We start from the raw sequence: 21,513 nt of genomic DNA, 5'->3' as shown, positions 1-21,513 counted from the left end.
GCGACATCGTCTGGTCCGCGCAATACGACGCCTACGGCAAAGTCGCCGCACTGACCCTGGCCGGCGAGGACTACCTGAACCAGCCGCTGCGTTTTCAGGGGCAGTACTTCGACGGGGAAAGCGGCCTGCATTACAACCGCCATCGGTATTACGACCCGCGACTGGGGCGGTATCTGACGCCGGATCCGATCAAGTTGGCCGGTGGGTTGAATCAGTACCAGTACGTGCCGAATCCGACGGGGTGGGTGGATCCGTTGGGGTTGAGTTCCAACTGTCCACCGCCGAATAAGCCTGGGTGTGAGGTGCCGGGTGGGATTGGTGGGGCTAAGGTTGATGAGGGTGAACCGAAACTACCGAATATTGCTCACAATATAGATCCAAAAACTTTGAAACGAATACATACAATAGAGGGAAAAAACTCAACCAAGACGGTCGAGGATTATAAAAATAAAATGCGCAACGGATACGAGCCAGTAGATCCCATCGACGTCATGGAACATGACGGCAACCTATATATTCTGGACGGACACCATCGCGCAGCAGCTGCACGGCAAACCTCGACAAATGTGACAATTAGACTCATAACCGATCTCATAAAGTACGACAAAACTCTAAACAGCATTGAAGATGTAATAGAGTCAGCAAACAACGTAGGTTTAGACAGATTGGAGCATCGAAGAAGAAGATGAGCGATCAAAATGAAACTTTGGACATCCTGATAAATGACTTTATCTCCATGGTGGAGTCCAGCACGCTGATATTTGAATGCAAATTTGGCACTCGTGACATTCGAAGGCTTTGGCGCACCAAGGCAATAAAGCGATGCGGAAGAGTCACCAGAGGCGTTAAATATGAATTGCATGGTATTGGCTGCCGCATCAATTTATCAACAGGAAGCGTAGATTTTGACTATGGCCCTAACGGTGAAATAAATGGGTTTGATACTTGGCGCCTATACAACTTTGCCCGTGAAAGACCATCTAAACATAAAAAATATTGCAATGAAGAAACCATTAAAAAAGAACTCGAAGAATATCTAAAGCTAAAAAAAATCAAAAAAATGTCAGCCATCAGTAACCTGTATGTATTGACTGACTCAAAAGAAACCGATTAGACACGACCACAAAAAGGGCCTGTTCACTCAGGCCCTTAAAACCAATTCCAAACTCTCAATCCACCCTACTCCCCCTCACTGCTCATCCTCCTCTTCATACTCCATATCCGCCTCATCCGAATCATTCAACGGCACCGTCGCATCATCCATCAACGACCCCGGATCCTCATTCCCCGGATCATTGATAAACGGCAGTCCACTCGAACCTTTCTCTTCCTTGCCTTCGGTTTCAGGAGTCATGGCAAACCTCGTCGTTTCAGGGAGTGTATGACGTTCGAAAAGCCCTACAGCCAATCGTTCCAGCTTCGGATCAGCAAAAACGAAAAACCCGGCACATCGCCGGGTTTCCGTTTACCCCTCCATCAATGATGGCGGTTTTTATGTTTGTTCTTGTGTTTGTGACCGCCGCCGGAATGAGAGCCACCATCGTCACCGAGGTTGTTGCCGACCGCACCACCGGCCGCGCCGCCCAACCCTGCGCCGATGGTCGAACCGGTAGACCCGCCGAGACTGTTGCCGACGACCGAGCCACCGGCCGCGCCGAGACCACCGCCAATGGCGGCTTCGGTTCGATTGCGTTTATTCGCCCCGACGGCACTGCCGGCCGCGCCGCCAACGCCTGCACCTACCGCCGCGCCAGTACTGCCACCGAGTTGTCCACCGACCACATTGCCGAGCGCGCCACCCAGGCCGCCACCCACAGCGGCGGTGCCATCACCGGCGGCCATCGCCCCTTGTGCTACCAGCAAACCGAAAAACAGTGCAGATAATGACAAGCGCATATCAACCTCACAGTTCCCGAAGCGGGACAGTCCGCCCAGACATGGGCCTATGTAAGCTTGGAGAGTCGAACGGGGAAAACGTTCAGCCATGAAAAAGCCCGACATCGGGCCGGGCTTCTTCTGACAGGGATGAGTCTTAGTGACGCTTGTGACCTTTGGACAAGTTGCTACCCACTGCGCCGCCAGCCGCGCCACCCAGGCCTGCACCGATGGTTGCGCCAGTCTTGCCGCCAAGGCTGTTACCGATCACTGAACCACCGGCTGCGCCAACGCCGCCGCCAATCGCCGCTTTGGTTCGGCTCCCCTTGCGCGCCGCCATTGCGCTGCCCGCCGCGCCTGCTACACCGGCACCAATGGCCGCGCCAGTGCTGCCGCCCATTTTCTGGCCGACGACATTACCCAGTGCACCACCCAGACCACCGCCCAGCGCAGCGGTGCCATCACCTGCGGCCATTGCACCTTGAGCAACCAGAAGCCCCAGAACCAGGGCAGGCAGTGTTAAACGCATGACGAAAACCTCAACAATTGGGATGACTAAAAGGGCCGGGATTTAATGCCGTCGTCACGCGAAAGTCCAGCCGAAATCAGAGGTGCCCGCGTACTCGGCGCCGATTGGACAGCAATTCTGCAAAAGGTTTTATGACAGGCAAAAAAAAGCCCGCTGGGGAGACGGGCTGGAGACTTGCTTTCTAACGGATGGCTTCACCCTACTGCGACAGACGTGAAAAGTTTGTGAAAGCAAACTGATTTGTCGTCGTCGCCCGTAAGAAAATTCTTCACACGCACTGACATAAAAAACCCCGCTCAATACGGGGTTACTCAGAGAACAATCATTTTCTGGATCGCGTGGTGACCTTGGGGAGGAATTTCGCCTTTGGTCCTTTGGGTGCCGCGGATTTGATCTTCCCGATCTGCACAGGATCCTCGCCAAAACCTGCCTGATATTCGCTCTGGCCGCACCGGACGCAGTTATTGAAGGAAAATTCAGCGCCATCGTCTTCGATATACGGATCAGTCATACGTTCGCCCCTTCGCAACAGATCGACACCGGCAAAAAACCTTTCTGCCTGAAAAAATATCGACCTCCATGCCTTTGAGACTAGTCGGTCACTCTTGGACTTGTTATTCAGGCTGCCTTACGCCCGACGAATGGCCTACAAAAAATGAACAAAATGAAGAGGCATCCGCATTGCCACCAAGCTAATCTGGCACCCCAATCTCATTGCGAAGGAATCGCGAACATGCTCAGAAATGCCAGCGCTCTACTACTTTCAGCTCTGATGATCAGCGGCTGCGGGACGATCAGCAGTGTTTTTCAGGAAGACACCGTCGCAGGCAATGACCTGAAACAGCGCCAGACTTACTGTGATTCGATCTCCCGGATCTACAGCGGCGTCGGTTACGACTTCTGCGTATTGCACGCGCCAGAATTACCGATGAAAGCTTTCGGCACCGGCCGCCCCGCTGCACCCTTGGTATTGCTCGACCTCGCGGTCTCCGGCGTCACGGATACGCTGGTATTGCCTTACACCGCCTATCAACAGGTTAAACACGGCAATATCGAAATCTACCAGGCGCAAACGTCGGCTCAATGATCAGCGCAACTTGACGGCGGTCCCGGTCGCAAACACCACCACCATGCCACCCTTCCCCGCCGGCATGCTGATCTCGAAATCCACCCCGACCACCGCATCCGCCTGCAAAGCGTGTGCGCGTTCCTTGATCTCATCGGTCGCCTGAATACGAGCCTCCTTCAACGCGCGCTCCAGGGTTTGCGAGCGTCCGCCGAAAAAATCGCGCATACCGGCGAACATATCGCGGATCACATTGACGCCCTGCACCGACTCGGCACTGACGATGTCCAGGTAAGCCGTGATCTGCCGGCCTTCAATGGTGTGAGTGGTGGAAATGATCATGGAAGTCGTCTCTGTACCAATGAATAAATGCGCGATTGTAATCGCACAAAGCGGACTTCACGGCGCGGCAATAAAAATGCAGACGCCAGAAACCACAAAACCCCTGACTTCTTTCGAAATCAGGGGTTTTGTGTACTGAATATGGCGGTGAAGGAGAGATTCGAACTCTCGATACAGTTTCCTGTATACACACTTTCCAGGCGTGCTCCTTAAGCCACTCGGACACTTCACCGTATCTCTTCAAACATGTTCTGTCTGTCGAGGCGCGCTAATGTAGTCGAAAGCTTTTCCGATGGCAAACTTTTTTTCAGAATTTTCATGCGGTTAAGAGAAAAAGTCGTTTCGCCCACAGGCAGGCCATGGCAAACCGGCCAATCTTCGGTGGGTGCAGCGCTTCTATATAGAAGCAGAACGCCTCGCCACGCCGGGTGGGCGGGGAAACGGTGACCGGCGGGTCAGTCACGGCGCTTTACCTGGCCTGCGGCGGTGGGTAACGTCTGCCCATCTTTCTTACAAGGAATAGCGTCATGAGTGAGTTGATTTCCTACCACCTCGAAGACGGTATCGCGACCCTGACCTTGAGTAACGGCAAGGTCAATGCCATTTCTCCGGACGTGATTGCGGCATTCAACGCGGCGCTGGATCAAGCGGTGACTGATCGCGCCATCGTGATCATTACCGGTCAGCCTGGAATTCTGTCTGGCGGCTATGACCTGAAAGTCATGACCGCTGGCCCTAAAGAAGCTGTGTCGCTGGTAACCGCCGGTTCGACGTTGGCGCGTCGTCTGCTCTCTCACCCGTTCCCGGTCATCGTCGCCTGCCCAGGTCATGCTGTGGCCAAGGGAGCCTTCATTCTGTTGTCTGCTGATTACCGCATCGGTGTCGATGGCCCGTTCAGCATCGGTCTGAATGAGGTGCAGATCGGCATGACCATGCACCACGCCGGTATCGAGCTGGCTCGCGATCGCCTGCGTCGCTCGGCGTTCCACCGCTCGGTGATCAACGGCGAGATGTTCGATCCAAAAAGCGCTGTGGATGCAGGTTTCCTCGACAAGGTGGTGGCCGCCGAGGAACTGCAAGGCGCCGCCCTCGCCGCTGCGCGTCAGCTGAAGAAGATCAACATGCTCGCGCACAAGAACACCAAGTTGAAGGTGCGTAAAGCACTGCTGGAAGCTCTGGATAACGCGATCATCCAGGATCAGGAGCATCTGGGCTGAGCCCGGTCGATGCGCAAAAGATAAGCCCGACCGTCGTGTCGGGCTTTTTCTTGCGCGCACGGTTTAAAAGGCTGCGACAGCTCTAGGACAGGTCTGACCCTCCATTCGGAAACATGCGCTTAAACATCGGCTATCTCCGCACTCTATAGCGGCAATTGCCGAAAACAGTGCACATCCGTACACTGCGCCACCTTTTGTCCCGGTGGGGCCTGAAAATGCTGTTCGTGTTTCGTATGTTATTGATGGGCCTGCACTTTATTCTGGCAGGTGTGCTCGGGGTGATCCTCGGGATCTGCCGCCCGTTCAATCCGGACAACAGCCGTTTGTGCGCCCGCCTCTACGCGCTGCCGGCGATGTGTATTTTGCGTTTACGGGTGAAGTCCGATGTCAGCGGTTTAATGAACAAACCTGACAGCTGCGTGATCATCGCCAACCATCAGTCCAACTATGACTTGTTCGTGTTCGGCAACGTAGTGCCGCGCCGGACCGTGTGCATTGGCAAGAAGAGCCTCAAGTGGGTACCGCTGTTCGGGCAATTGTTCTGGCTGGCCGGCAATGTGTTGATCGACCGTGGCAATGCGCACAAGGCGCGCCAATCGATGCTGACCACCACCAATACCTTGCAGAACGAAGACACCTCGATCTGGGTGTTCCCGGAAGGCACGCGCAACCTCGGCGAAGAATTGCTGCCTTTCAAGAAGGGTGCGTTCCAGATGGCGATTGCTGCCGGTGTACCCATCGTTCCGGTTTGCGTCAGCAGTTACATCAAGCACATGCGCCTGAATCGCTGGCGCAGTGGGAAAATCCTTATACGCTCGTTGCCGGCAATTCCTACAGCCGGATTGACCATGGATGACATGCCGATGCTCATCAATCAATGCCGCGAACAGATGCGCGAGTGCATTGAGTCGATGGATCGGCAACTGCAAGCAGCCTGAAAAGACAACCCGCCCTGTGCGGGTTTTCTTTTGCCCGGTGAACTGTACAGATTTCACTGACTCTCAAGCATCGACACGGCTAAGCTGAAGCCTTGTATTCCCTGCCACCTGCCAAGAAGAAGTGAATCACCACCATGGGTCGAGTTGTTGCTGCTGCGGTGTACAGCGCAGGCAAGAAAGTCACCAATATTACCCTTGACGAAGGCGCTGCCTGGGCTGCGAAAACCGGCCACTTTGTGTGGATCGGTCTGGAAGAGCCAGACGCTCAGGAACTGTCCAATCTGCAACGTCAGTTCAACCTGCACGAACTGGCCATCGAAGATGCTCTGGAAAAACACAGTCGACCGAAGCTGGAAACCTTTGGCGACGCCTTGTTTATCGTCACCTACTCGCCCATCCGTGAAAACGGCGTTCTGCAATTCATCGAAACGCACATCTTCGCGGGCAAGGGCTACATCATCACCGCGCGTAACGGTCACTCGGCGTCCTACGCCCATGTTCGCCAACGTTGTGAGGCGCGTCCGCTATTGCTGGAGCACGGGGAAGATTTCGTACTGTATGCGTTGCTCGATTTTGTCATCGAAAACTATCAGCCGGTCGGCGAAGCGATCCATGCCGAGATCGATGAGCTTGAGCGCAATGTTTTGTGCAGTGCGTTGAATGAGCGTGACATTCAGAAGCTGCATGGCTTGCGTCGCGATGTCGTGCGCCTGCGTCGGTATGCAGCGCCGATGGTGGAGATTGGCGAGGAACTGCAGAAGTTGAGTTTCCCGTTTATCGACAAGAACATGCGCCCGTACTTCCGCGATGTGCAGATTCACGTCACACGGCAAATGGAAGACCTCACCACCCTCGCCGACATAGCTAGCCAGACCATCGAGATTGGTGTGTTGCTTGAGGCATCACGGCAAAGCGTGGTGCAACGCAAGTTCGCTGCCTGGGCGGCGATTCTGGCGTTTCCGACGGCGGTGGCGGGGATTTACGGGATGAACTTCCAGAACATGCCGGAGCTGAGCTGGCACTACGGCTATTTCGGTGTGCTGGGGTTTATTACCGTGGGATGTGTGAGTTTGTGGGCAAGTTTCAAGAAGTCGGGCTGGTTGTAGAGCAAACCGAGTTGTCTGGAACATTCGCGAGCAGGCTCGCTCCCACATTGATCGGTGGCGGCACCGAAGATCTAATGTGGAAGCGAGCCTGCTCGCGAAGCTTTGGCCTTAGACAGTTTCTGGCTTGTGCGCCACAAACCGCATCATCCATTCGGCAACCGTGGTGCCATGGTGCTCCTGCTCGAGGCTCGCCACGCCTTTGCTGTAGATATGCGAACCCAGCGCTTCCTGACGCAGATCCAGCAGCGCCCGCGAATAATCGTGGATGAACTCCGGGTGGCCCTGGAAGCACAGCACCTGATCGTTGATGTGGTACGCCGCAAACGGGCAAAAATCGCTCGAAGCAATGACCGTGGCATTCTCTGGTAGCGCCGTGACCTGATCCTGGTGACTGATCAGCAGCGTCAACTCTTCGCGTACCGGGCTCATCCACGGCGCCTTCGCCGCGAGTTTGTAGTTGTGGGTGCCGACGCCCCAACCCTGAGTCGCACGCTCGCTCTTGCCACCGAGCAGCAGCGCCAGCAGTTGGTGGCCGAAGCACACGCCGAGGAGTTTGTCGCCACGCTCGTAACGGCTCAGCAGGTATTTCTTGAGGGTTTGAATCCACGGGTCAGTGCCGAACGAATCGGCCTTGCTGCCGGTGACCAGATAAGCGTCGAAGGCCTGGTCGTCGCTCGGGTATTCGCCCTGCATCACGTTGTAGACAGTGAACTCGGCGGCAATCGGTTGCTGCGAGAACAGGCGCTGGAACATCTGCCCGTAACCCTGATATTGATCGACCAGTTCCGGACGCAGGATGTCGGTTTCCAGAATGCAGATGCGTAGCGACATAAAAAATACCTGACACATGACGGGAATAATGAACACCCCAGAGCCTGCCCTGAAACACCCAGGCAAGGCAAGCCCCGGAATGCTCGTTGTCCTTAGAACATTTCACCTTTCGCTGCTTTATCCAGCAGCAACGCAGGCGGCGCAAAACGCTCGCCATATTGCTCGGCCAGATACTGCGCGCGGGCGACGAAATCCTTCACGCCGTATTGGTTGATGAACTGCAACGCGCCGCCGGTCCACGGCGCAAAACCGATGCCGAAGATCGAGCCGACGTTGGCATCTGCCGTCGAGGTCAGCACGCCCTCCTCCACACAACGGACGGTTTCAATGGCTTGTACAAACAGCAGCCGATCGCGCACGTCTTTGGGCGAAATCTGCCCGTCAGCCTTCTCGAAACGCGCCTTCAGTTCGGGCCACAGATGTTTCTGCCCACCAGCCGGGTAATCGTAAAAACCGCCACCCGCCGCTTTACCCGGTCGCTTGTATTCGTTGAGCAGCAAGTCAATCACGGCGAAGGCCGGGTGCTCAATCAGCGGTTTCCCTTCTGCTTGTAGGTCCTTGGCAGTTTGCTGGCGGATATGGCTCATCAGGCTGAGGGAAACTTCGTCAGAGATCGCCAGAGGTCCGACCGGCATCCCGGCCTTGCGCGCTTCGGTCTCGATCATCGGCGCACTCACGCCTTCACCGAGCATGGCGATACCTTCGTTGGTGAAGGTGCCGAACACCCTTGAAGTAAAGAAGCCACGACTGTCGTTGACGACGATCGGGGTCTTCTTGATTTGCAGAACGAAATCAAAACCGCGCGCGAGGGTTTCATCGCTGGTCTGCGCACCCTTGATGATTTCCACCAGCGGCATTTTTTCCACCGGGCTGAAGAAATGCAGGCCGATGAATTTGCTTTGATCCGCAACAGCAGTCGCCAGACCGGTAATCGGCAGCGTCGACGTGTTGGAGGCGATGACGGCTTCGGCGCCAACAACCTGCTGGGCTGCGGAAGAGACTTTCGCCTTAAGATCGCGATCCTCAAACACCGCTTCGATGATCAGATCGCAACCCGCCAGATCGGCATCACTTTCAGTAGTGTGAATCCGCGCCAGCACTGCCTCACGCTTCGACGCCTCCATCTGCCCGCGGGCGACTTTCTTGTCCAGTAACGCTGCCGAGTGAGCCTTGCCTTTCTCGGCGGCCGCGAGATTGATGTCCTTGAGCACCACCTCAATTCCGGCTGATGCACTGACAAAAGCAATCCCGGCGCCCATCATTCCGGCACCTAGCACGCCGACTTTCTGCGTTTTATAAGGTGCAAAACCCTGCGGCCGCGAACCGCCGGCGTTGATCTCATTGAGTTGAAACCAGAAGGTGCCGATCAGGTTTTTCGAGATCTGCCCGGTGGTCAGTTCGGTGAAGTAACGGGTTTCGATCAAGTGCGCGGTGTCGAAATCGACCTGAGCGCCCTCGACTGCGGCGCAGAGGATTTTCTCCGGCGCTGGCAGAGTGCCTTGGGTCTTGCTGCGCAGAATCGACGGCGCAATCGCCAGCATCTGCGCCACTTTCGGATTCGACGGCGTGCCGCCGGGAATCTGATAGCCCTTCACATCCCAACGCTGCACTGCGCTCGGATTGGCGACGATCCAGGCGCGCGCCTTGGCCAGCAATTCGTCGCGATCCGCCGCCAGCTCATCAATCAAACCGGCCTGCAACGCCTGCTGTGGACGCACTTTCTTGCCTTCGAGCAGATACGGCAGCGCTTTCTCGAGACCGAGCATGCGCACCATGCGCACCACCCCGCCACCGCCCGGCAGTAGACCGAGGGTCACTTCCGGCAGGCCGAGTTGCACCGACGCGTCGCCCAGCGCCACCCGGTGGTGGCAGGCGAGGCAGATTTCCCAGCCTCCGCCCAGCGCCGCGCCGTTGATCGCCGCAACCACCGGTTTGCCGAGGGTTTCCAGAGTGCGCAACTGCGCCTTGAGGGTCAGCACCATGTCGTAGAAGGCTTTGGCTTCAGGCTTGCCGACCTTGATCAGTTCGTTGAGGTCGCCACCGGCGAAAAAAGTTTTCTTCGCTGAGGTGATGATGACGCCGGCAATGCTGTCTTTTTCAGCTACCAGCCGGGCGACGCAGGCGGCCATGGCCTCGCGGTACACGGCGTTCATGGTGTTGGCGCTCTGGCCCGGCATATCGATGGTCAGCACGACGATAGCGTCCTGGCCTTTTTCGTAACGAATGGCTTCGCTCATAACAAGGTTCCTTGAATTCGGGGTTCAGAGGCGTTCGATGATGGTGGCAATGCCCATGCCGCCGCCGACGCACAGCGTCGCCAGGCCATAGCGCAGGCGCCGCGCTTCCAGTTCATCGAGCAAGGTGCCGAGGATCGCGCAACCGGTGGCACCCAACGGATGCCCCATGGCGATTGAACCGCCGTTGACATTGACCTTGTCCGGGTCGACCGCCATGTCCTTGATGAACTTGAGCACCACCGAGGCAAACGCTTCGTTGACCTCGAACAGGTCGATGTCTTCAACGCGCAGCCCGGCCTTGGCCAGTGCCTTGCGCGTTGCCGGCGCGGGGCCGGTGAGCATGATGGTCGGATCGGTACTGGTGACTGCCGTGGCAACAATGCGCGCCCGGGGTTGCAGGCCCAGTGCCCGACCTTTGGCTTCGGAGCCGATCAGCATCAGCGCCGCACCGTCGACGATCCCGGAACTGTTACCCGGTGTGTGCACGTGATTGATTCGTTCGACATGGCTGTAGACCCGCAGCGCCGTGGCGTCAAAACCCATCTGGCCGATCATTTCGAAACTCGGCTTGAGCTTGCCCAAGCCGTCAAGGGTCGATTCGGCGCGGATGAACTCATCGTGGTCGAGCAGGATGATGCCGTTCTGATCCTGCACCGGCACCAACGACTTGTTGAACGAGCCATCGGCCCGCGCCCGCGCGGCTTTCTGCTGCGAGTGCAGCGCATAGGCATCGACGTCCTGACGACTGAAGCCTTCCAGCGTAGCAATCAGATCGGCACCGACGCCTTGCGGGGTGAAATGGCTGTGCAGGTTGGTCTGCGGATCCAGCGCCCAGGCACCACCGTCGCTGCCCATTGGCACCCGCGACATTGACTCGACGCCGCCGACCACTACGAGGTCTTCGAAACCCGAGCGCACTTTCATCGCGCCGAGGTTGACCGCTTCCAGTCCCGAGGCGCAGAACCGGTTGATCTGCACGCCCGCGACACTGACGTCCCAATCGGCTACTTGCACGGCGGTTTTGGCGATGTCCGAGCCTTGATCGCCAATTGGCGTCACGCAGCCGAGCACCACGTCATCGACCTGGCTGGTGTCCAGCGAGGTGCGTTCTTGCAGCGCGGTCAGCAGACCGGCCACCAGATTCACCGGTTTGACGCTGTGCAGGGCACCATCGGCCTTGCCTTTGCCACGGGGCGTGCGTAACGCATCGAATATCAAAGCTTGGGTCATGACGTCCTCGAACCTGTGCGGGGAGTGATTGCTTGTACCTCCACTCTTGGCCCGAGCGGCCATGGATTCAATGACCACAGCGCTCAATGCGGTTGACGGACACGCTCAGACGGACGGTCATTAACTGTCGGGTGAACCGGTTCAGGTCGGCGAGTTGTCTAGCCAGCGGGCGGCAAAGAAGCTGGCAATAAGCCTCATGCCTTTTTTATAGCAACTGGTGAGCGCTCCATATGAAATGGATCTAAGCCAAGCGTGACGTGGCCCCTAATGTAGAACATGTACGTCAGTGTCGTCGGATTTTGCCGAGGCAGACGTTCTTCAACAGGAAGTGCAACGCTTGCCGTCATGGATATGCAGGCAAGCATCAGGAAATAACAATAAAGGCGGTCAAGCCATGTTCAAACAACCGAAAGTTCGTCAAGCAGGGCTCATTCTTTTCGCCACGACGCTGTTGTTGATTTTGCCGAATCTGACCAAGGTCATCGGTTGAGTCGAGCGGCGGGTGCTGTTCATCGCCACTGAAAATGTGACTGGCCCGCTACCCGGGCCAGCGTGGCTGTGCCAACCTTGGCGCACTCCCACGACATGGACGGCGATCATTTGAAAGCGCTCACTCTTCTGGGGGCCATGCTGCTGAGCATGCCCTTGTCTGCCGCACAGTTGGATCTGCAACTGGGCGCAAACAGCCGCACCTGGCAGACCGAGGAATTGCTCAAGCATCCTCAAGTGCAAACCCTGACGATCAAAAACGATGTGTCCTACAAGAAGGACATGACCTATCGCGCCGTGCCCGTGGCCGCTCTGCTGAGCGGGATCAAACCGCAAGATCACCTGCAAGCGGTGGCACTGGACGGCTTTGCCGCAGAATTGGCCGCGGCGCCGTTGCTCAATACAACAGGTGCGCGGGCTTGGCTGGCTATCGAAGATCCGGCTCAGCCGTGGCCGCCGCTGTCGGAAGGCAAGCACAGCGCCGGGCCGTTCTATCTGGTCTGGAGCGATCCGCAGACCGGCAATATCAGTCCGGAGCAATGGCCATTTCAAGTTGCGAGCATCAAGCGCATGGCGCCAGTGAGCGAACGCTTCCCGGCCCTGCTGCCGGATCCTGCATTGAAAGCGGATGACCCGGTGAACCAAGGCTTTGCGCTGTTTCAGAAAAACTGTCTGGCGTGTCATCGGTTGAACGGTGCGGGGGATGCGCAATTCGGGCCGGATCTGAATATTCCGTATAACCCGACCGAGTATTTCGGCGCGGATTTCCTCAAGCGCTACATTCGTGATCCGCAGAGCTTGCGTCAGTGGCCGCAGGCGAAGATGCCGGGCTTTTCGGCAGAAGTGTTGCCGGAGGGGGATTTGGAATTGCTGGTGGGTTATCTGAAACACATGGCTGGGCGCAAGGTTAAGCCGTAACGCCATTTCCCTTGTGGGAGCGAGCCTGCTCGCGAAAGCGGCGTGTCAGAACACTGCATCAGTGACTGATAAACCGCCTTCGCGAGCAGGCTCGCTCCCACAGGGTTTGTATGAAGCAATTTATTGTTGCTGGACCGAGATGATCGGGGTCGGCGACACGAACACTTTTGCATGCATCTGCTCACATCCGCCGCCACGGCGCATGCCGCGCACCGGGCAGGCATCCAGATAATCCAGACCCACCGCCAGTTTCAAGTGCCGCTCCGGCCGCGCCAATTCGTTGGTCACGTCAAAGCTGTACCAAGCGTCATCCAGCCACGCTTCTGCCCACGCATGGCTGGCCAGATGCTCACAATCCTCGCTGTACAGATATCCCGACACATAACGCGACGGAATCCCGAGACTACGCGCGCAAGCCAGAAACGCATGAGCATGATCCTGGCAGACACCCGCACGCCCGGCAAAGGCCTCAGCGGCGCTGGTATCAACCTCGGTGGACCCCGGCGTGTAGGTCATGTGCTGATTCAAGCCATGCATCAGATCGATCAGCGCCGTACGATCACGCCGCTGCTTGCAGGACTTCTCGGCGAACGCGCGCAAGGCCTCATCCGCCTCGGTCAACCGGGTAAAGCGCAGGAACGGCAGCGCCGACTGGCTCTCATGCTCGGCCTCGCGCAGCTCGTCGATATCGACCTGCCCGCGCGCACCGATGATGATCGCTTCGTGCGGTTCATCCATGGTCAGCACGTGCAGGATATTGCCGAACGGATCGAGTTGCGCACGCACCGGGCGCGGCAGGTCGAGCTGCCAGCTCAACACGTGCTGACGTTCGCTGTCGTGTGGGGTCAGCCGCAGGTACTGGATGCTCGCCCGCACCTGATCTTCGTAGTGATAGGTGGTCTCGTGGCTAATGGAAAGTCTCATGCAGCCTCCAGGTAGGAACTGTGAATGGCGTTACCCAACTGGCGCACCAGCGGGATGAATTCGGTCAGCCAGGCGTGCAGGCCTTCCTCGAGTATTTCGTTGATGCCGGTGTAGCGCAGGCGTGCGTCCATTTCGGCCGCCAGACGTTGTGCCGGCCGGCCATTGGCGCCTGGCAACTGCGCGAGAATCTGGTCGATCTCTTCGGTGCAGGCCCGTAGCGAACGCGGTACATCGGCGCGCAACAACAGCAACTCGGCGACATGCCGGGCACCGGGCGCATCGCGGTAGATTTCGGTGTAGGCCTCGAACGACGACAAGGCGCGCAGCAAGGCACTCCACTGGTAATAGGCGTGGGCCGTACCGTCGCTGACTGCTTCAGCCTGATCGCCAGCCATTTCATAGCGCGCATCGAGCAATCGCAGGGTGTTGTCCGCGCGTTCGATGAACGTACCGAGGCGAATGAAACGAAACGCATCGTTACGCATGATCGTGCCGTAGGACGCGCCACGAAACAGGTGTGAACGCTCCTTGATCCACTCACAGAAACGGCTCATGCCATAGCGGCTGAGGCCCTGTTCAGCAATCCCGCGAATCTCCAGCCACGTCGCGTTGATGTTCTCCCACATGTCCGCCGTGATCCGCCCGCGCACGGCGTGCGCACTGGCACGCGCCGCGCCGAGGCAACTGTAAATGCTCGCCGGATTGGCGGCATCGAGGGCGAAAAAGTGCAACAGACGTTCGGCATGCAGCGCACCGTGACGCTCCAGATAATCATCGAGGGTGCCGGTGATCAGCAACGGCATGGCCAATTCGTGCAAACCATCGCCGCGACCGTCCTGCGGCATCAGCGACAGCGAATAACTGATGTCGAGCATCCGTGCGAGGTTTTCCGCCCGCTCCAGGTAACGCGACATCCAATACAGATCCGAGGCAGTTCTACTTAACATGGCAAGCTTCCTTCAATCCTCGACCACCCAGGTGTCCTTGGTTCCGCCGCCCTGGGAGGAATTCACCACCAGGGAGCCTTCGCGCAGTGCAACGCGGGTCAAACCGCCAGGCACCACCCGGGTTTCGCGACCGGACAAGACAAACGGACGCAAGTCGATATGGCGTGGCGCGATGCCGTTTTCGACAAAGGTCGGACAGGTCGACAGCGACAGCGTCGGTTGCGCGATGTACGCGTGGGGTTTGGCTTTGATGCGCTCGCGGAAGGCATCGATTTCCGCCTTCGTCGACGCCGGCCCCACCAGCATTCCGTAACCGCCGGAACCTTGGGTTTCCTTGACCACCAGATCTGGAAGATTGGCCAGCACATGGGAAAGTTCAGACGGATTGCGGCATTGCCAGGTGGGTACGTTCTTCAGAATCGGCTCTTCGTCGAGGTAGAACCGGATCATGTCGGTGACAAACGGATACACCGATTTGTCGTCCGCCACGCCAGTGCCGATGGCGTTGGCCAGCACTACGTTGCCGGAGCGGTAGGACGACAGCAGGCCCGGCACACCAAGCATCGAGTCGGGGTTGAAGGCCAACGGGTCGAGGAACGCGTCGTCGAGGCGGCGGTAGATCACGTCCACCGCTTTCGGGCCGTCGGTGGTGCGCATGAAGACCTTGTCATCACGCACGAACAGATCCGCGCCCTCGACCAGTTCCACGCCCATTTCCCTGGCCAGGAACGCGTGTTCGAAGAAGGCGCTGTTGAAGCGTCCCGGCGTCAGCACCACTACGCTGGGGTTATCAATCGGACTGGAGCTTTTCAGGGTGTCGAGCAACAGGTTCGGGTAGTGATCGATCGGTGCAATGCGCTGCGCGGCGAACAGCTCCGGGAACAGGCGCATCATCATCTTGCGGTCTTCGAGCATGTAGCTCACGCCGCTCGGTGTGCGCAGATTGTCTTCGAGCACGTAATAAGTGCCGTCGCCATCGCGTACCAGATCGACGCCGGAGATGTGCGAATAGATATCGCGGTGCAGATCCAGGCCCTGCATCGCCAACTGATATTGCTCGTTTGCCAGTACCTGTTCGGCGGGAATGATCCCGGCCTTGATGATGCGCTGCTCGTGATAGAGGTCGGCGAGGAACATGTTCAGCGCCTTGACCCGCTGGATGCAGCCGCGCTCGACGATCCGCCACTCGCTGGCGGGGATGCTGCGCGGAATGGTGTCGAAAGGAATCAGGCGCTCGGTGCCCTGCTCGTCCCCATAGAGCGTGAAGGTAATCCCGGCGCGATGGAACAGTAGATCGGCCTCGCGTCGCCGCTGGGCCAGCAGTTCGTCTGGCGTGTCAGCCAGCCATCGGGCGAACTCCCGATAATGCGGGCGAACCTGGCCGCCGGCATCGTACATCTCATCAAAATAGGTGCGGATCATGCCGTACTCCTTGTCACCCGGACATACAGGCCTTCGCAAGGCCCGTGCCATCGGCATAAACGCTTTGATTTCAATCGGTTGGAAATACACGCCGCAGGCACCGCACCATTCCTGTGCGGCAATTGCCCCAACCGGATTGCCCCCGCTTCATTGCGACGCACTGCATCGCCTATCACCAGCATAGTCAGAGTTGATTTCACTGCCCGGCGCTGCCTAAGGATAATCCGCGCATCCGCTGCAAAACTTCACCGACCAGCGTGCCATGAAGTCAGCAGCTCAACTGATCCGGACTGCCCGCGCAGCCCGCCCCGCTGTAACCCTGACCGGTTTCCTCTCCTTATCGGTCTTCCCTTTTAGCCACCCTCTCCGGTGGCTTTTTTTTGCCTTTTGGAAATGTTTTGAAAGCAAAAGCAAAAGATCGCAGCCTCCGGCAGCTCCTATACCGATCACCTGTAGGAGCTGCCGGAGGCTGCGATCTTTTGCTCTTTAAAAAACAACGGCCGACCCAAAGGTCAGCCGTTGCTCGATAAATGAAAACAGAGATCAGTTCAAACGATGGCGGTTGCGCACCTCCTGCTTGACGCCCCAGCCTTCGATGATGCCGCCCAACGGTTCGACCACGGCCGAAAAACCCTGCTCGAAGTCGCCGATATCGTCATACGTCGCGTACATCACTTTGCTCAATTCCAGTGCCCACGCACCGTCATCACGCAGGCTGACCTGGGCATTGATGGACTCACCGCGAAATTTGCCTGCCGCCCTGCGCGCCCGCTCCTCGTCCGGGAAAATGGCGTAGAACTCGATGGGATGGAATCGGGAAAAATCGAAACCGCCTTCTTTCATGCGGCGCAGAACATTGCTGCTGATGTCTTCTTGATAGGCTGTGCTCATGAATCGTCCCCCTCGCATAGATGGATAGACTTTCCGTATTCCCGCCCCGGGCCTTTGGCCAAAGTACGACGGCAACGTGGTTGCACGCGGGAACAAGCATGTAGCTGACAAGACCAGACCTTAGCGATCCGTTCGCTGATCTCGCTTGCAGAGTAGCCCCAAGATAGAGCTGCTGCCAAGGCCTGGTTTACGAGATGACAGGAAGTGTTCAGACAGGTGTGATGCTGCGGATTTCGATGCCGTTCTGAGTCTTGAGGTTTTTCACCCCGGCATCGGCGGTGCGCCCTTCCAGATCGTTCAGATCCAGCTTCGCGGCAACCGGAAGCAGCCGCTCCTTGATCAGACGCGCGGCTTCATCATCGGACGGGCATTCCTCACGTTCGAAGACTTCATCAAGAATTTCACCGTGATCATCCACGAAAGTGACTTTCCACTTTTGCATCAGTGCCTCCTCGATCAAACCCGCAAATGGGCTTACACCTATCTCGACTTTGGACGCCGGGGGTTGGTTCAAAAGGATTACAGCGGGCAAAGATGAAAAAAGCGACATCTTCAGACTGGCCGGACAAATGTGGGAGCGAGCCTGCTCGCGAAGGCGGTTTATCGTTCAACAAATATGTTGGCTGACAGTCCGATTTCGCGAGCAAGATCGCTCCTACAGGGGGGTTGCAGTGTTCTTTCCTGGCTTGGTGATCGCCTGCAGCACGTTGCCGAAGATGACCAGTGGAACCTCACCTCATCAGCCAGCTCCCACAGGTTATGGGTTGTCCATGAGAGCGGGGTCAGATCCGCACGTTACCCCGCGGTCCGGCAATCGCCCAGATGATCAGGCCCAGCACCGGCAGGAGGATGATCAGCAGCACCCAGACGATTTTCATCCCGGTGGACGCGCCGCTTTTCAGCACATTGATGATGGCCCAGATGTCGAGGGCGAGGATGATCAGGCCGATCAGACCGTTGAACGTGGAACCCATGGTGTCGCTCCAGAATAGTGGGATGCACTTTTAGGATAGACGGTCGCGCGCAGGGTTCCCTTTTATTGCGAACTCGCTCAGACGTGAACGGCGATCTTCAGCGCTTCAAGCGATGGCGCAGCGGCGATGCCGACTTCGGCGCACAGCTCCAGCACCCGTGGCACGTCGTTGCCGTAGACCAGCACCACCTGCAGTTCGTCGTCGAGCAACTGGCTGAAGTTCATCAGCGTGTAACCGCCGTTTTCCTTGTTCAGGCTGCTCATCTGCACCTGAATGCGGTTAAGGGCAGTCAGTGCTTCGGTCTTGGCCAGTTGCTTGGGCTTGAGGTTGAAATCCACGCCCGGACCGAACGAGGCAACGATCTGCGCGAACAGGTCGACATAGGTGTCCGCCTGGAACAACACGGTTTCCGGCAGACTGCCGACCACTACCCACTCGCCCAGCGGAATCGGGAAGGTATCGTCGAAGTTGATGTCCGGGTTGGCTGCCAGAAAGGTATCGGCATCGGCGTAGGCCTGCGCGGCTTCGTCGGCCACTTTCAGGATCTCGTCCTCGCCCATGCAGCCGGAGCTGATTTTGCTGATGAGTTCGACGAGTGCGGCTTTCATGAGGGCGGATCCTGTGGCGAAGGTGAATTTCGAGGGCGCGGAGGATAGCGCACAAAGCAAAAGATCGCAGCCTTCGGCAGCGCCTACCGACTCAACATTCGTCCGCGAAACTGGCGGCGAACGCATCATTGCAGGAGCTGCCGCAGGCTGCGACCTATTGATCCTATCAACCCGACAGTTTTTCCAGCTGCGCGGTGGTGTCGACTGCACCCATCGTGCGCGCCGCGTCCAGCGCCGTGACGCCATTGGCATCCTTGGCTTGCGGATTTGCGCCTTTGCTGATCAGGTAATCAACGATTTCAACGCGGTTGAACATCGCCGCCATCATCAGCGCCGTACGGCCATCAAACGACGAGCCTTCAATCTCGGCGCCCGCTTCAACCAGCGCTTTGACCACCGGCAAATCGCCCTTGAATGCGGCGCCGGCAATCGGACTCTGGCCGTTGCCATTGCGCATTTCCGGGTCGGCCTTGTGTTTAAGCAACACCTGTACCGCATCCAGATGGCCGTAATAGCTGGCCAACATCAACAACGTGTCGCCCTTGCTGTTCTTCAGGTTCACCGGCAAACCGGCCGTGACCAGGCGATCAAGCATCTCGGCATCACCTTCGCGCGCCTTGTTGAAAACCTGCTCGGTGAATTCGGCAGCTTCTTCAGGGGTCATCTGGCGGCTTTGGTCGGACATGGGGCAACTCCACTTTCGGTCAATCGGAAAGCCGACAGTTTCCCGAGCGAGACGCAGGCTGTCACCCCCTTTTTCTCAAGTCAGCTCATAGTTGGATTCAATAACGATGCTTGCCCTGATGAATCTCCGCCAACACTTCATCGGTGACGCGAACGTAAGTCTGGGTGCCGGGCAGCCAGGCATAAATCGGGTCATCGCCTGTCCGACCGAGGTCGAAGCCTTCATTTTTCAATCGGGTTTTCTGGTATTTGAAGGTGCCGGTGGTTTCCATTTTAACTTTGACTCGCAGAAACAACGGCACCGCATAGGCCGGCATGCGTTCCCGGACGAAGGTCAGCAACTCGGCGAAATCCAGGGTCGCGAGGGATTCCGCCGGAGTAATCGCCGCCATCCCGGCGCGGCCGTTGGTATTGCGGATTTCCACGCCATAGGCCACCGCCTCGGAGATATGCGGATGCTGCAGCAACAGGTTTTCGACTTCGGTGGTCGAGACGTTCTCGCCCTTCCAGCGGTAGGTGTCGCCGAGACGATCAACAAATTGGGCGTGGCCGAAGCCGATGTTACGCAGCAGGTCGCCGGTGTTGAAAAAACGATCACCTTTGGCAAACACATCGTGCAGCACAACCTTGGCGGTTTTCTGCGGATCGGTGTAGCCGTCCAGCGGGGCTTTTTCGTCGATCCGCGCCAACAATAGACCCTGCTCGCCTTTGCCGACCTTGCGCAGGAATCCGTCAGGGCTGCGGATCGGTTCGCCACTGTCATGGTCGTAGGCCACCAATTCCCAGGCCATCAGGGAAAAACCGATGGTGTTGTCGAAGTTGAGAATATTGGTGAAACCAATGTTGCCGTCGCTCGCAGCGTACAGCTCACAGATGTGTTCGACCGCGAAGCGCGTCTTGAACTCGGCCCAGGCGCCGGGGCGCAAGCCGTTGCCGATCATCTTGCGCACGCCGTGGCGACTGTCATCGGCACTGGCCGGTTGATCGACCAGATAACGGCACAGCTCGCCGACGTAACCGATGGTGGTCGCGCGATAGCGGCGCACATCGTTCCAGAACTGACTGGCGCTGAATTTGCGCCGGATCGCGAAACCCGAAGCACCGTTGACCGCCGAACCCCAGCACACACACAGACCGGTGGCGTGGTACAGCGGCAAGGTGCAGTAGACGACGTCGTCGGGGCCCATATTGAGCGCGATCATGCCGAAACTGGCGGAGCTGCGCATCCAGCGCCCGTGTTTGAAAACTCCGGCTTTAGGCAGGCCGGTGGTGCCGGAGGTGTAAATGTAGAAACACGGGTCGTCGAAGAAGATCTGCTGGCTGCTCGGCGGATTATCACTGGACGCATCGGCGCTGGCGCTGATCAGATTGACGTAGCCGTCGGGCGCAATGCCCGGATGGCTGTAGGTGTCCTGATCGGCGACAAACCAGGTGCGTGGTGCGCTGATTGCCACTTGATCACGAATCGCCGCATACGCCGCCAACAGTTCTTCGCCCACGACGATCGCCACCGGCGCCACCAGATTCACGCTGTGGATGAGCGTATCGCGGGTTTGCGAGGTATTGAGCAGCGCACTGACCGCGCCGACCTTGGCCAGCGCCAGAATGGTCACCAGCAATTCAGGGCGGTTTTCGATAAACACCGCGACCACGTCGCCCTTGCCGATGCCCTGCCCGTTCAGATAGTGAGCGATGCGGTTGGCCCACTGGTTGACCTGCGCATAACTCAATCGCACATCGCCGTGCAGTAACGCCGGCCCCTCGGGATTGCGCAGCGTCGCTTGCTCGAATGTCCAGCCAAGGCCACAACTTTGGGTCGGATCCGTGACATTGGCCACCTTCATGCCCTTGACCACCCGCGGGATGGCTTTGGCAATCATCGGCAGTTTGCGGAGCATCATGCCCCAGGTAATCGTGTCGCTTGGCGCGTGACTCATGGAAGCTCCCCGTTCGACCTTGGCATGCAGGTCGATGTTTTTATTTTTCGGGCTTTGGCTTGAAGCAACCGGCGCCTTGGAGCGCGGGTCGAGATCGAAAATACGTCAGCGCTTCTCGGGCTGTACACGCGGTTTTTGCAATGTTTTGTATCCGCTGATCTTTACGGAGCGCAGGTGATCTGCGGATCAGCGATTGGTTCCATCGATTCGACATCGATCACGCAAAATGCAGGATGCACGATGGCCATTCATGCAGTTTGCACGACGACCTGAATTTTGATTATTTTTAACTCGTTGATTTACAAAGATTTTTTTATTTTCAAATGCTGGCACAATCGCTGCAACCTC

At 57.6% G+C, this 21,513-nt stretch carries 25 protein-coding genes and 1 tRNA gene; 7 read left to right on the top strand and 19 right to left on the bottom strand.

The features are described 5' to 3' along the window. Nucleotides 1–689: RHS repeat-associated core domain-containing protein (locus M9827_RS05105; RefSeq protein ID WP_250603938.1), on the top strand; the 689-nt coding region annotated here is incomplete at its 5' end. After that, nucleotides 686–1,114 (top strand): DUF6896 domain-containing protein, encoded by a 429-nt coding sequence (locus M9827_RS05100; protein WP_250603936.1) that lies wholly within the window; start codon nt 686–688, stop codon nt 1,112–1,114. The genes M9827_RS05105 and M9827_RS05100, both read left to right, overlap by 4 nt. A gap of 75 nt (nt 1,115–1,189) precedes the next feature. Here the strand turns inward: M9827_RS05100 and M9827_RS05095 are convergent, their stop codons facing one another. The 4 genes from M9827_RS05095 to M9827_RS05080 all read right to left on the bottom strand — a co-directional run bounded on the left by M9827_RS05095 (nt 1,190) and on the right by M9827_RS05080 (nt 2,915). Further along, nucleotides 1,190–1,354, bottom strand: a complete 165-nt coding sequence (locus M9827_RS05095; protein ID WP_250603934.1) for a hypothetical protein — start codon at nt 1,352–1,354, stop codon at nt 1,190–1,192. A 122-nt stretch (nt 1,355–1,476) separates the two neighbouring features. Next, the gene (locus tag M9827_RS05090) at nt 1,477–1,896 is read right to left on the bottom strand and encodes a glycine zipper domain-containing protein (RefSeq protein ID WP_007914081.1); all 420 of its coding nucleotides are present in this window, start codon (nt 1,894–1,896) and stop codon (nt 1,477–1,479) included. 136 nt (nt 1,897–2,032) lie between these two features. Continuing rightward, entirely contained in the window at nt 2,033–2,404 is a 372-nt protein-coding gene (locus tag M9827_RS05085) for a hypothetical protein (RefSeq protein ID WP_038366883.1), read from the bottom strand. A gap of 322 nt (nt 2,405–2,726) precedes the next feature. Beyond that, nucleotides 2,727–2,915 carry a hypothetical protein gene (locus M9827_RS05080; protein WP_250603932.1) on the bottom strand — a complete coding sequence of 63 codons (189 nt, stop codon included), beginning with the start codon at nt 2,913–2,915 and terminating at the stop codon, nt 2,727–2,729. Between the two features lie 222 nt (nt 2,916–3,137). On the opposite strand from M9827_RS05080, the gene M9827_RS05075 reads away from it, so the two are divergent. Then, entirely contained in the window at nt 3,138–3,491 is a 354-nt protein-coding gene (locus tag M9827_RS05075) for a YceK/YidQ family lipoprotein (RefSeq protein WP_250603930.1), read from the top strand. On the opposite strand, the gene M9827_RS05070 is transcribed toward M9827_RS05075, so the two are convergent. From M9827_RS05070 to M9827_RS05060, 3 genes are all read right to left on the bottom strand, one after another. Continuing rightward, a complete protein-coding gene (locus M9827_RS05070) occupies nt 3,492–3,812 on the bottom strand; it encodes a YbjQ family protein (RefSeq protein WP_250603928.1) in 321 nt (106 codons plus the stop codon). Between the two features lie 142 nt (nt 3,813–3,954). Beyond that, nucleotides 3,955–4,044: transfer RNA gene (locus M9827_RS05065), tRNA-Ser, on the bottom strand. Between the two features lie 84 nt (nt 4,045–4,128). Then, nucleotides 4,129–4,275, bottom strand: a complete 147-nt coding sequence (locus tag M9827_RS05060; RefSeq protein WP_250603926.1) for a hypothetical protein — start codon at nt 4,273–4,275, stop codon at nt 4,129–4,131. A 64-nt stretch (nt 4,276–4,339) separates the two neighbouring features. Between M9827_RS05060 and M9827_RS05055 the strand changes: the two genes are divergently transcribed. The 3 genes from M9827_RS05055 (at nt 4,340) to M9827_RS05045 (ending at nt 7,073) form a co-directional block, all read left to right on the top strand. Beyond that, the gene (locus tag M9827_RS05055) at nt 4,340–5,029 is read left to right on the top strand and encodes a crotonase/enoyl-CoA hydratase family protein (RefSeq protein WP_034151725.1); all 690 of its coding nucleotides are present in this window, start codon (nt 4,340–4,342) and stop codon (nt 5,027–5,029) included. A gap of 215 nt (nt 5,030–5,244) precedes the next feature. Then, nucleotides 5,245–5,967 carry a lysophospholipid acyltransferase family protein gene (locus M9827_RS05050; RefSeq protein ID WP_116032837.1) on the top strand — a complete coding sequence of 241 codons (723 nt, stop codon included), beginning with the start codon at nt 5,245–5,247 and terminating at the stop codon, nt 5,965–5,967. 134 nt (nt 5,968–6,101) lie between these two features. Continuing rightward, complete coding sequence (locus M9827_RS05045; RefSeq protein WP_250603924.1) at nt 6,102–7,073, top strand: magnesium and cobalt transport protein CorA; 972 nt, start codon at nt 6,102–6,104, stop codon at nt 7,071–7,073. Nucleotides 7,074–7,181: 108 nt separating this feature from the next. Here M9827_RS05045 and M9827_RS05040 read toward each other — a convergent pair whose 3' ends face one another. The 3 genes from M9827_RS05040 to M9827_RS05030 form a co-directional block, all read right to left on the bottom strand. Beyond that, nucleotides 7,182–7,904, bottom strand: a complete 723-nt coding sequence (locus M9827_RS05040) for an amidotransferase (protein WP_250603922.1) — start codon at nt 7,902–7,904, stop codon at nt 7,182–7,184. A gap of 92 nt (nt 7,905–7,996) precedes the next feature. After that, entirely contained in the window at nt 7,997–10,141 is a 2,145-nt protein-coding gene (locus M9827_RS05035; RefSeq protein ID WP_250603920.1) for a 3-hydroxyacyl-CoA dehydrogenase NAD-binding domain-containing protein, read from the bottom strand. Between the two features lie 24 nt (nt 10,142–10,165). Continuing rightward, entirely contained in the window at nt 10,166–11,371 is a 1,206-nt protein-coding gene (locus M9827_RS05030; RefSeq protein ID WP_250603918.1) for an acetyl-CoA C-acetyltransferase, read from the bottom strand. Nucleotides 11,372–11,956: 585 nt separating this feature from the next. Here M9827_RS05030 and M9827_RS05025 point away from each other — a divergent pair. Continuing rightward, a complete protein-coding gene (locus tag M9827_RS05025) occupies nt 11,957–12,778 on the top strand; it encodes a c-type cytochrome (RefSeq protein ID WP_250604214.1) in 822 nt (273 codons plus the stop codon). A gap of 120 nt (nt 12,779–12,898) precedes the next feature. On the opposite strand, the gene M9827_RS05020 is transcribed toward M9827_RS05025, so the two are convergent. The 9 genes from M9827_RS05020 to M9827_RS04980 form a co-directional block, all read right to left on the bottom strand. Further along, nucleotides 12,899–13,702, bottom strand: coding sequence for a transglutaminase family protein (locus M9827_RS05020; protein ID WP_007914065.1), 804 nt, complete (start codon nt 13,700–13,702; stop codon nt 12,899–12,901). After that, the gene (locus M9827_RS05015) at nt 13,699–14,649 is read right to left on the bottom strand and encodes an alpha-E domain-containing protein (protein WP_007914063.1); all 951 of its coding nucleotides are present in this window, start codon (nt 14,647–14,649) and stop codon (nt 13,699–13,701) included. Before M9827_RS05015 ends, M9827_RS05020 begins: the two co-directional genes overlap by 4 nt. Nucleotides 14,650–14,661: 12 nt before the next feature. Continuing rightward, nucleotides 14,662–16,071, bottom strand: a complete 1,410-nt coding sequence (locus tag M9827_RS05010) for a circularly permuted type 2 ATP-grasp protein (RefSeq protein ID WP_150601308.1) — start codon at nt 16,069–16,071, stop codon at nt 14,662–14,664. 543 nt (nt 16,072–16,614) lie between these two features. Beyond that, nucleotides 16,615–16,962, bottom strand: a complete 348-nt coding sequence (locus M9827_RS05005) for a ribonuclease E inhibitor RraB (RefSeq protein ID WP_093441760.1) — start codon at nt 16,960–16,962, stop codon at nt 16,615–16,617. 208 nt (nt 16,963–17,170) lie between these two features. After that, nucleotides 17,171–17,404: a hypothetical protein gene (locus M9827_RS05000; protein WP_123449605.1), complete on the bottom strand. Its 234-nt coding sequence runs from the start codon at nt 17,402–17,404 to the stop codon at nt 17,171–17,173. 340 nt (nt 17,405–17,744) lie between these two features. Next, the gene (locus M9827_RS04995; protein ID WP_016773784.1) at nt 17,745–17,936 is read right to left on the bottom strand and encodes a PLDc N-terminal domain-containing protein; all 192 of its coding nucleotides are present in this window, start codon (nt 17,934–17,936) and stop codon (nt 17,745–17,747) included. A gap of 77 nt (nt 17,937–18,013) precedes the next feature. Further along, complete coding sequence (locus M9827_RS04990) at nt 18,014–18,544, bottom strand: hypothetical protein (RefSeq protein WP_250603916.1); 531 nt, start codon at nt 18,542–18,544, stop codon at nt 18,014–18,016. 166 nt (nt 18,545–18,710) lie between these two features. Beyond that, on the bottom strand, nt 18,711–19,229 hold the full coding sequence (locus tag M9827_RS04985; RefSeq protein WP_250603914.1) for an ankyrin repeat domain-containing protein: 519 nt from the start codon (nt 19,227–19,229) through the stop codon (nt 18,711–18,713). Between the two features lie 97 nt (nt 19,230–19,326). Beyond that, the gene (locus M9827_RS04980) at nt 19,327–21,165 is read right to left on the bottom strand and encodes a long-chain-acyl-CoA synthetase (RefSeq protein WP_250603912.1); all 1,839 of its coding nucleotides are present in this window, start codon (nt 21,163–21,165) and stop codon (nt 19,327–19,329) included. Nucleotides 21,166–21,513: the final 348 nt, after the last annotated feature.

Source organism: Pseudomonas sp. AKS31, from assembly GCF_023634765.1.
Lineage (GTDB): Bacteria > Pseudomonadota > Gammaproteobacteria > Pseudomonadales > Pseudomonadaceae > Aquipseudomonas.
This window is presented reverse-complemented; position numbering and strand designations above follow the sequence as displayed.

Coding starts and splice junctions, on each gene's coding strand:
- M9827_RS05075 (WP_250603930.1), top strand. CDS start 3,138: ATGCTCAGAAATGCCAGCGCTCTACTACTTTCAGCTCTGATGATCAGC.
- M9827_RS05055 (WP_034151725.1), top strand. CDS start 4,340: ATGAGTGAGTTGATTTCCTACCACCTCGAAGACGGTATCGCGACCCTG.
- M9827_RS05020 (WP_007914065.1), bottom strand. CDS start 13,702: ATGAGACTTTCCATTAGCCACGAGACCACCTATCACTACGAAGATCAG.
- M9827_RS04980 (WP_250603912.1), bottom strand. CDS start 21,165: ATGAGTCACGCGCCAAGCGACACGATTACCTGGGGCATGATGCTCCGC.
- M9827_RS05085 (WP_038366883.1), bottom strand. CDS start 2,404: ATGCGTTTAACACTGCCTGCCCTGGTTCTGGGGCTTCTGGTTGCTCAA.
- M9827_RS05090 (WP_007914081.1), bottom strand. CDS start 1,896: ATGCGCTTGTCATTATCTGCACTGTTTTTCGGTTTGCTGGTAGCACAA.
- M9827_RS05000 (WP_123449605.1), bottom strand. CDS start 17,404: ATGCAAAAGTGGAAAGTCACTTTCGTGGATGATCACGGTGAAATTCTT.
- M9827_RS04985 (WP_250603914.1), bottom strand. CDS start 19,229: ATGTCCGACCAAAGCCGCCAGATGACCCCTGAAGAAGCTGCCGAATTC.
- M9827_RS04990 (WP_250603916.1), bottom strand. CDS start 18,544: ATGAAAGCCGCACTCGTCGAACTCATCAGCAAAATCAGCTCCGGCTGC.
- M9827_RS05050 (WP_116032837.1), top strand. CDS start 5,245: ATGCTGTTCGTGTTTCGTATGTTATTGATGGGCCTGCACTTTATTCTG.
- M9827_RS05100 (WP_250603936.1), top strand. CDS start 686: ATGAGCGATCAAAATGAAACTTTGGACATCCTGATAAATGACTTTATC.
- M9827_RS05025 (WP_250604214.1), top strand. CDS start 11,957: ATGGACGGCGATCATTTGAAAGCGCTCACTCTTCTGGGGGCCATGCTG.
- M9827_RS05045 (WP_250603924.1), top strand. CDS start 6,102: ATGGGTCGAGTTGTTGCTGCTGCGGTGTACAGCGCAGGCAAGAAAGTC.
- M9827_RS05095 (WP_250603934.1), bottom strand. CDS start 1,354: ATGACTCCTGAAACCGAAGGCAAGGAAGAGAAAGGTTCGAGTGGACTG.
- M9827_RS05035 (WP_250603920.1), bottom strand. CDS start 10,141: ATGAGCGAAGCCATTCGTTACGAAAAAGGCCAGGACGCTATCGTCGTG.
- M9827_RS05005 (WP_093441760.1), bottom strand. CDS start 16,962: ATGAGCACAGCCTATCAAGAAGACATCAGCAGCAATGTTCTGCGCCGC.
- M9827_RS05015 (WP_007914063.1), bottom strand. CDS start 14,649: ATGTTAAGTAGAACTGCCTCGGATCTGTATTGGATGTCGCGTTACCTG.
- M9827_RS04995 (WP_016773784.1), bottom strand. CDS start 17,936: ATGGGTTCCACGTTCAACGGTCTGATCGGCCTGATCATCCTCGCCCTC.
- M9827_RS05070 (WP_250603928.1), bottom strand. CDS start 3,812: ATGATCATTTCCACCACTCACACCATTGAAGGCCGGCAGATCACGGCT.
- M9827_RS05010 (WP_150601308.1), bottom strand. CDS start 16,071: ATGATCCGCACCTATTTTGATGAGATGTACGATGCCGGCGGCCAGGTT.
- M9827_RS05030 (WP_250603918.1), bottom strand. CDS start 11,371: ATGACCCAAGCTTTGATATTCGATGCGTTACGCACGCCCCGTGGCAAA.
- M9827_RS05080 (WP_250603932.1), bottom strand. CDS start 2,915: ATGACTGATCCGTATATCGAAGACGATGGCGCTGAATTTTCCTTCAAT.
- M9827_RS05040 (WP_250603922.1), bottom strand. CDS start 7,904: ATGTCGCTACGCATCTGCATTCTGGAAACCGACATCCTGCGTCCGGAA.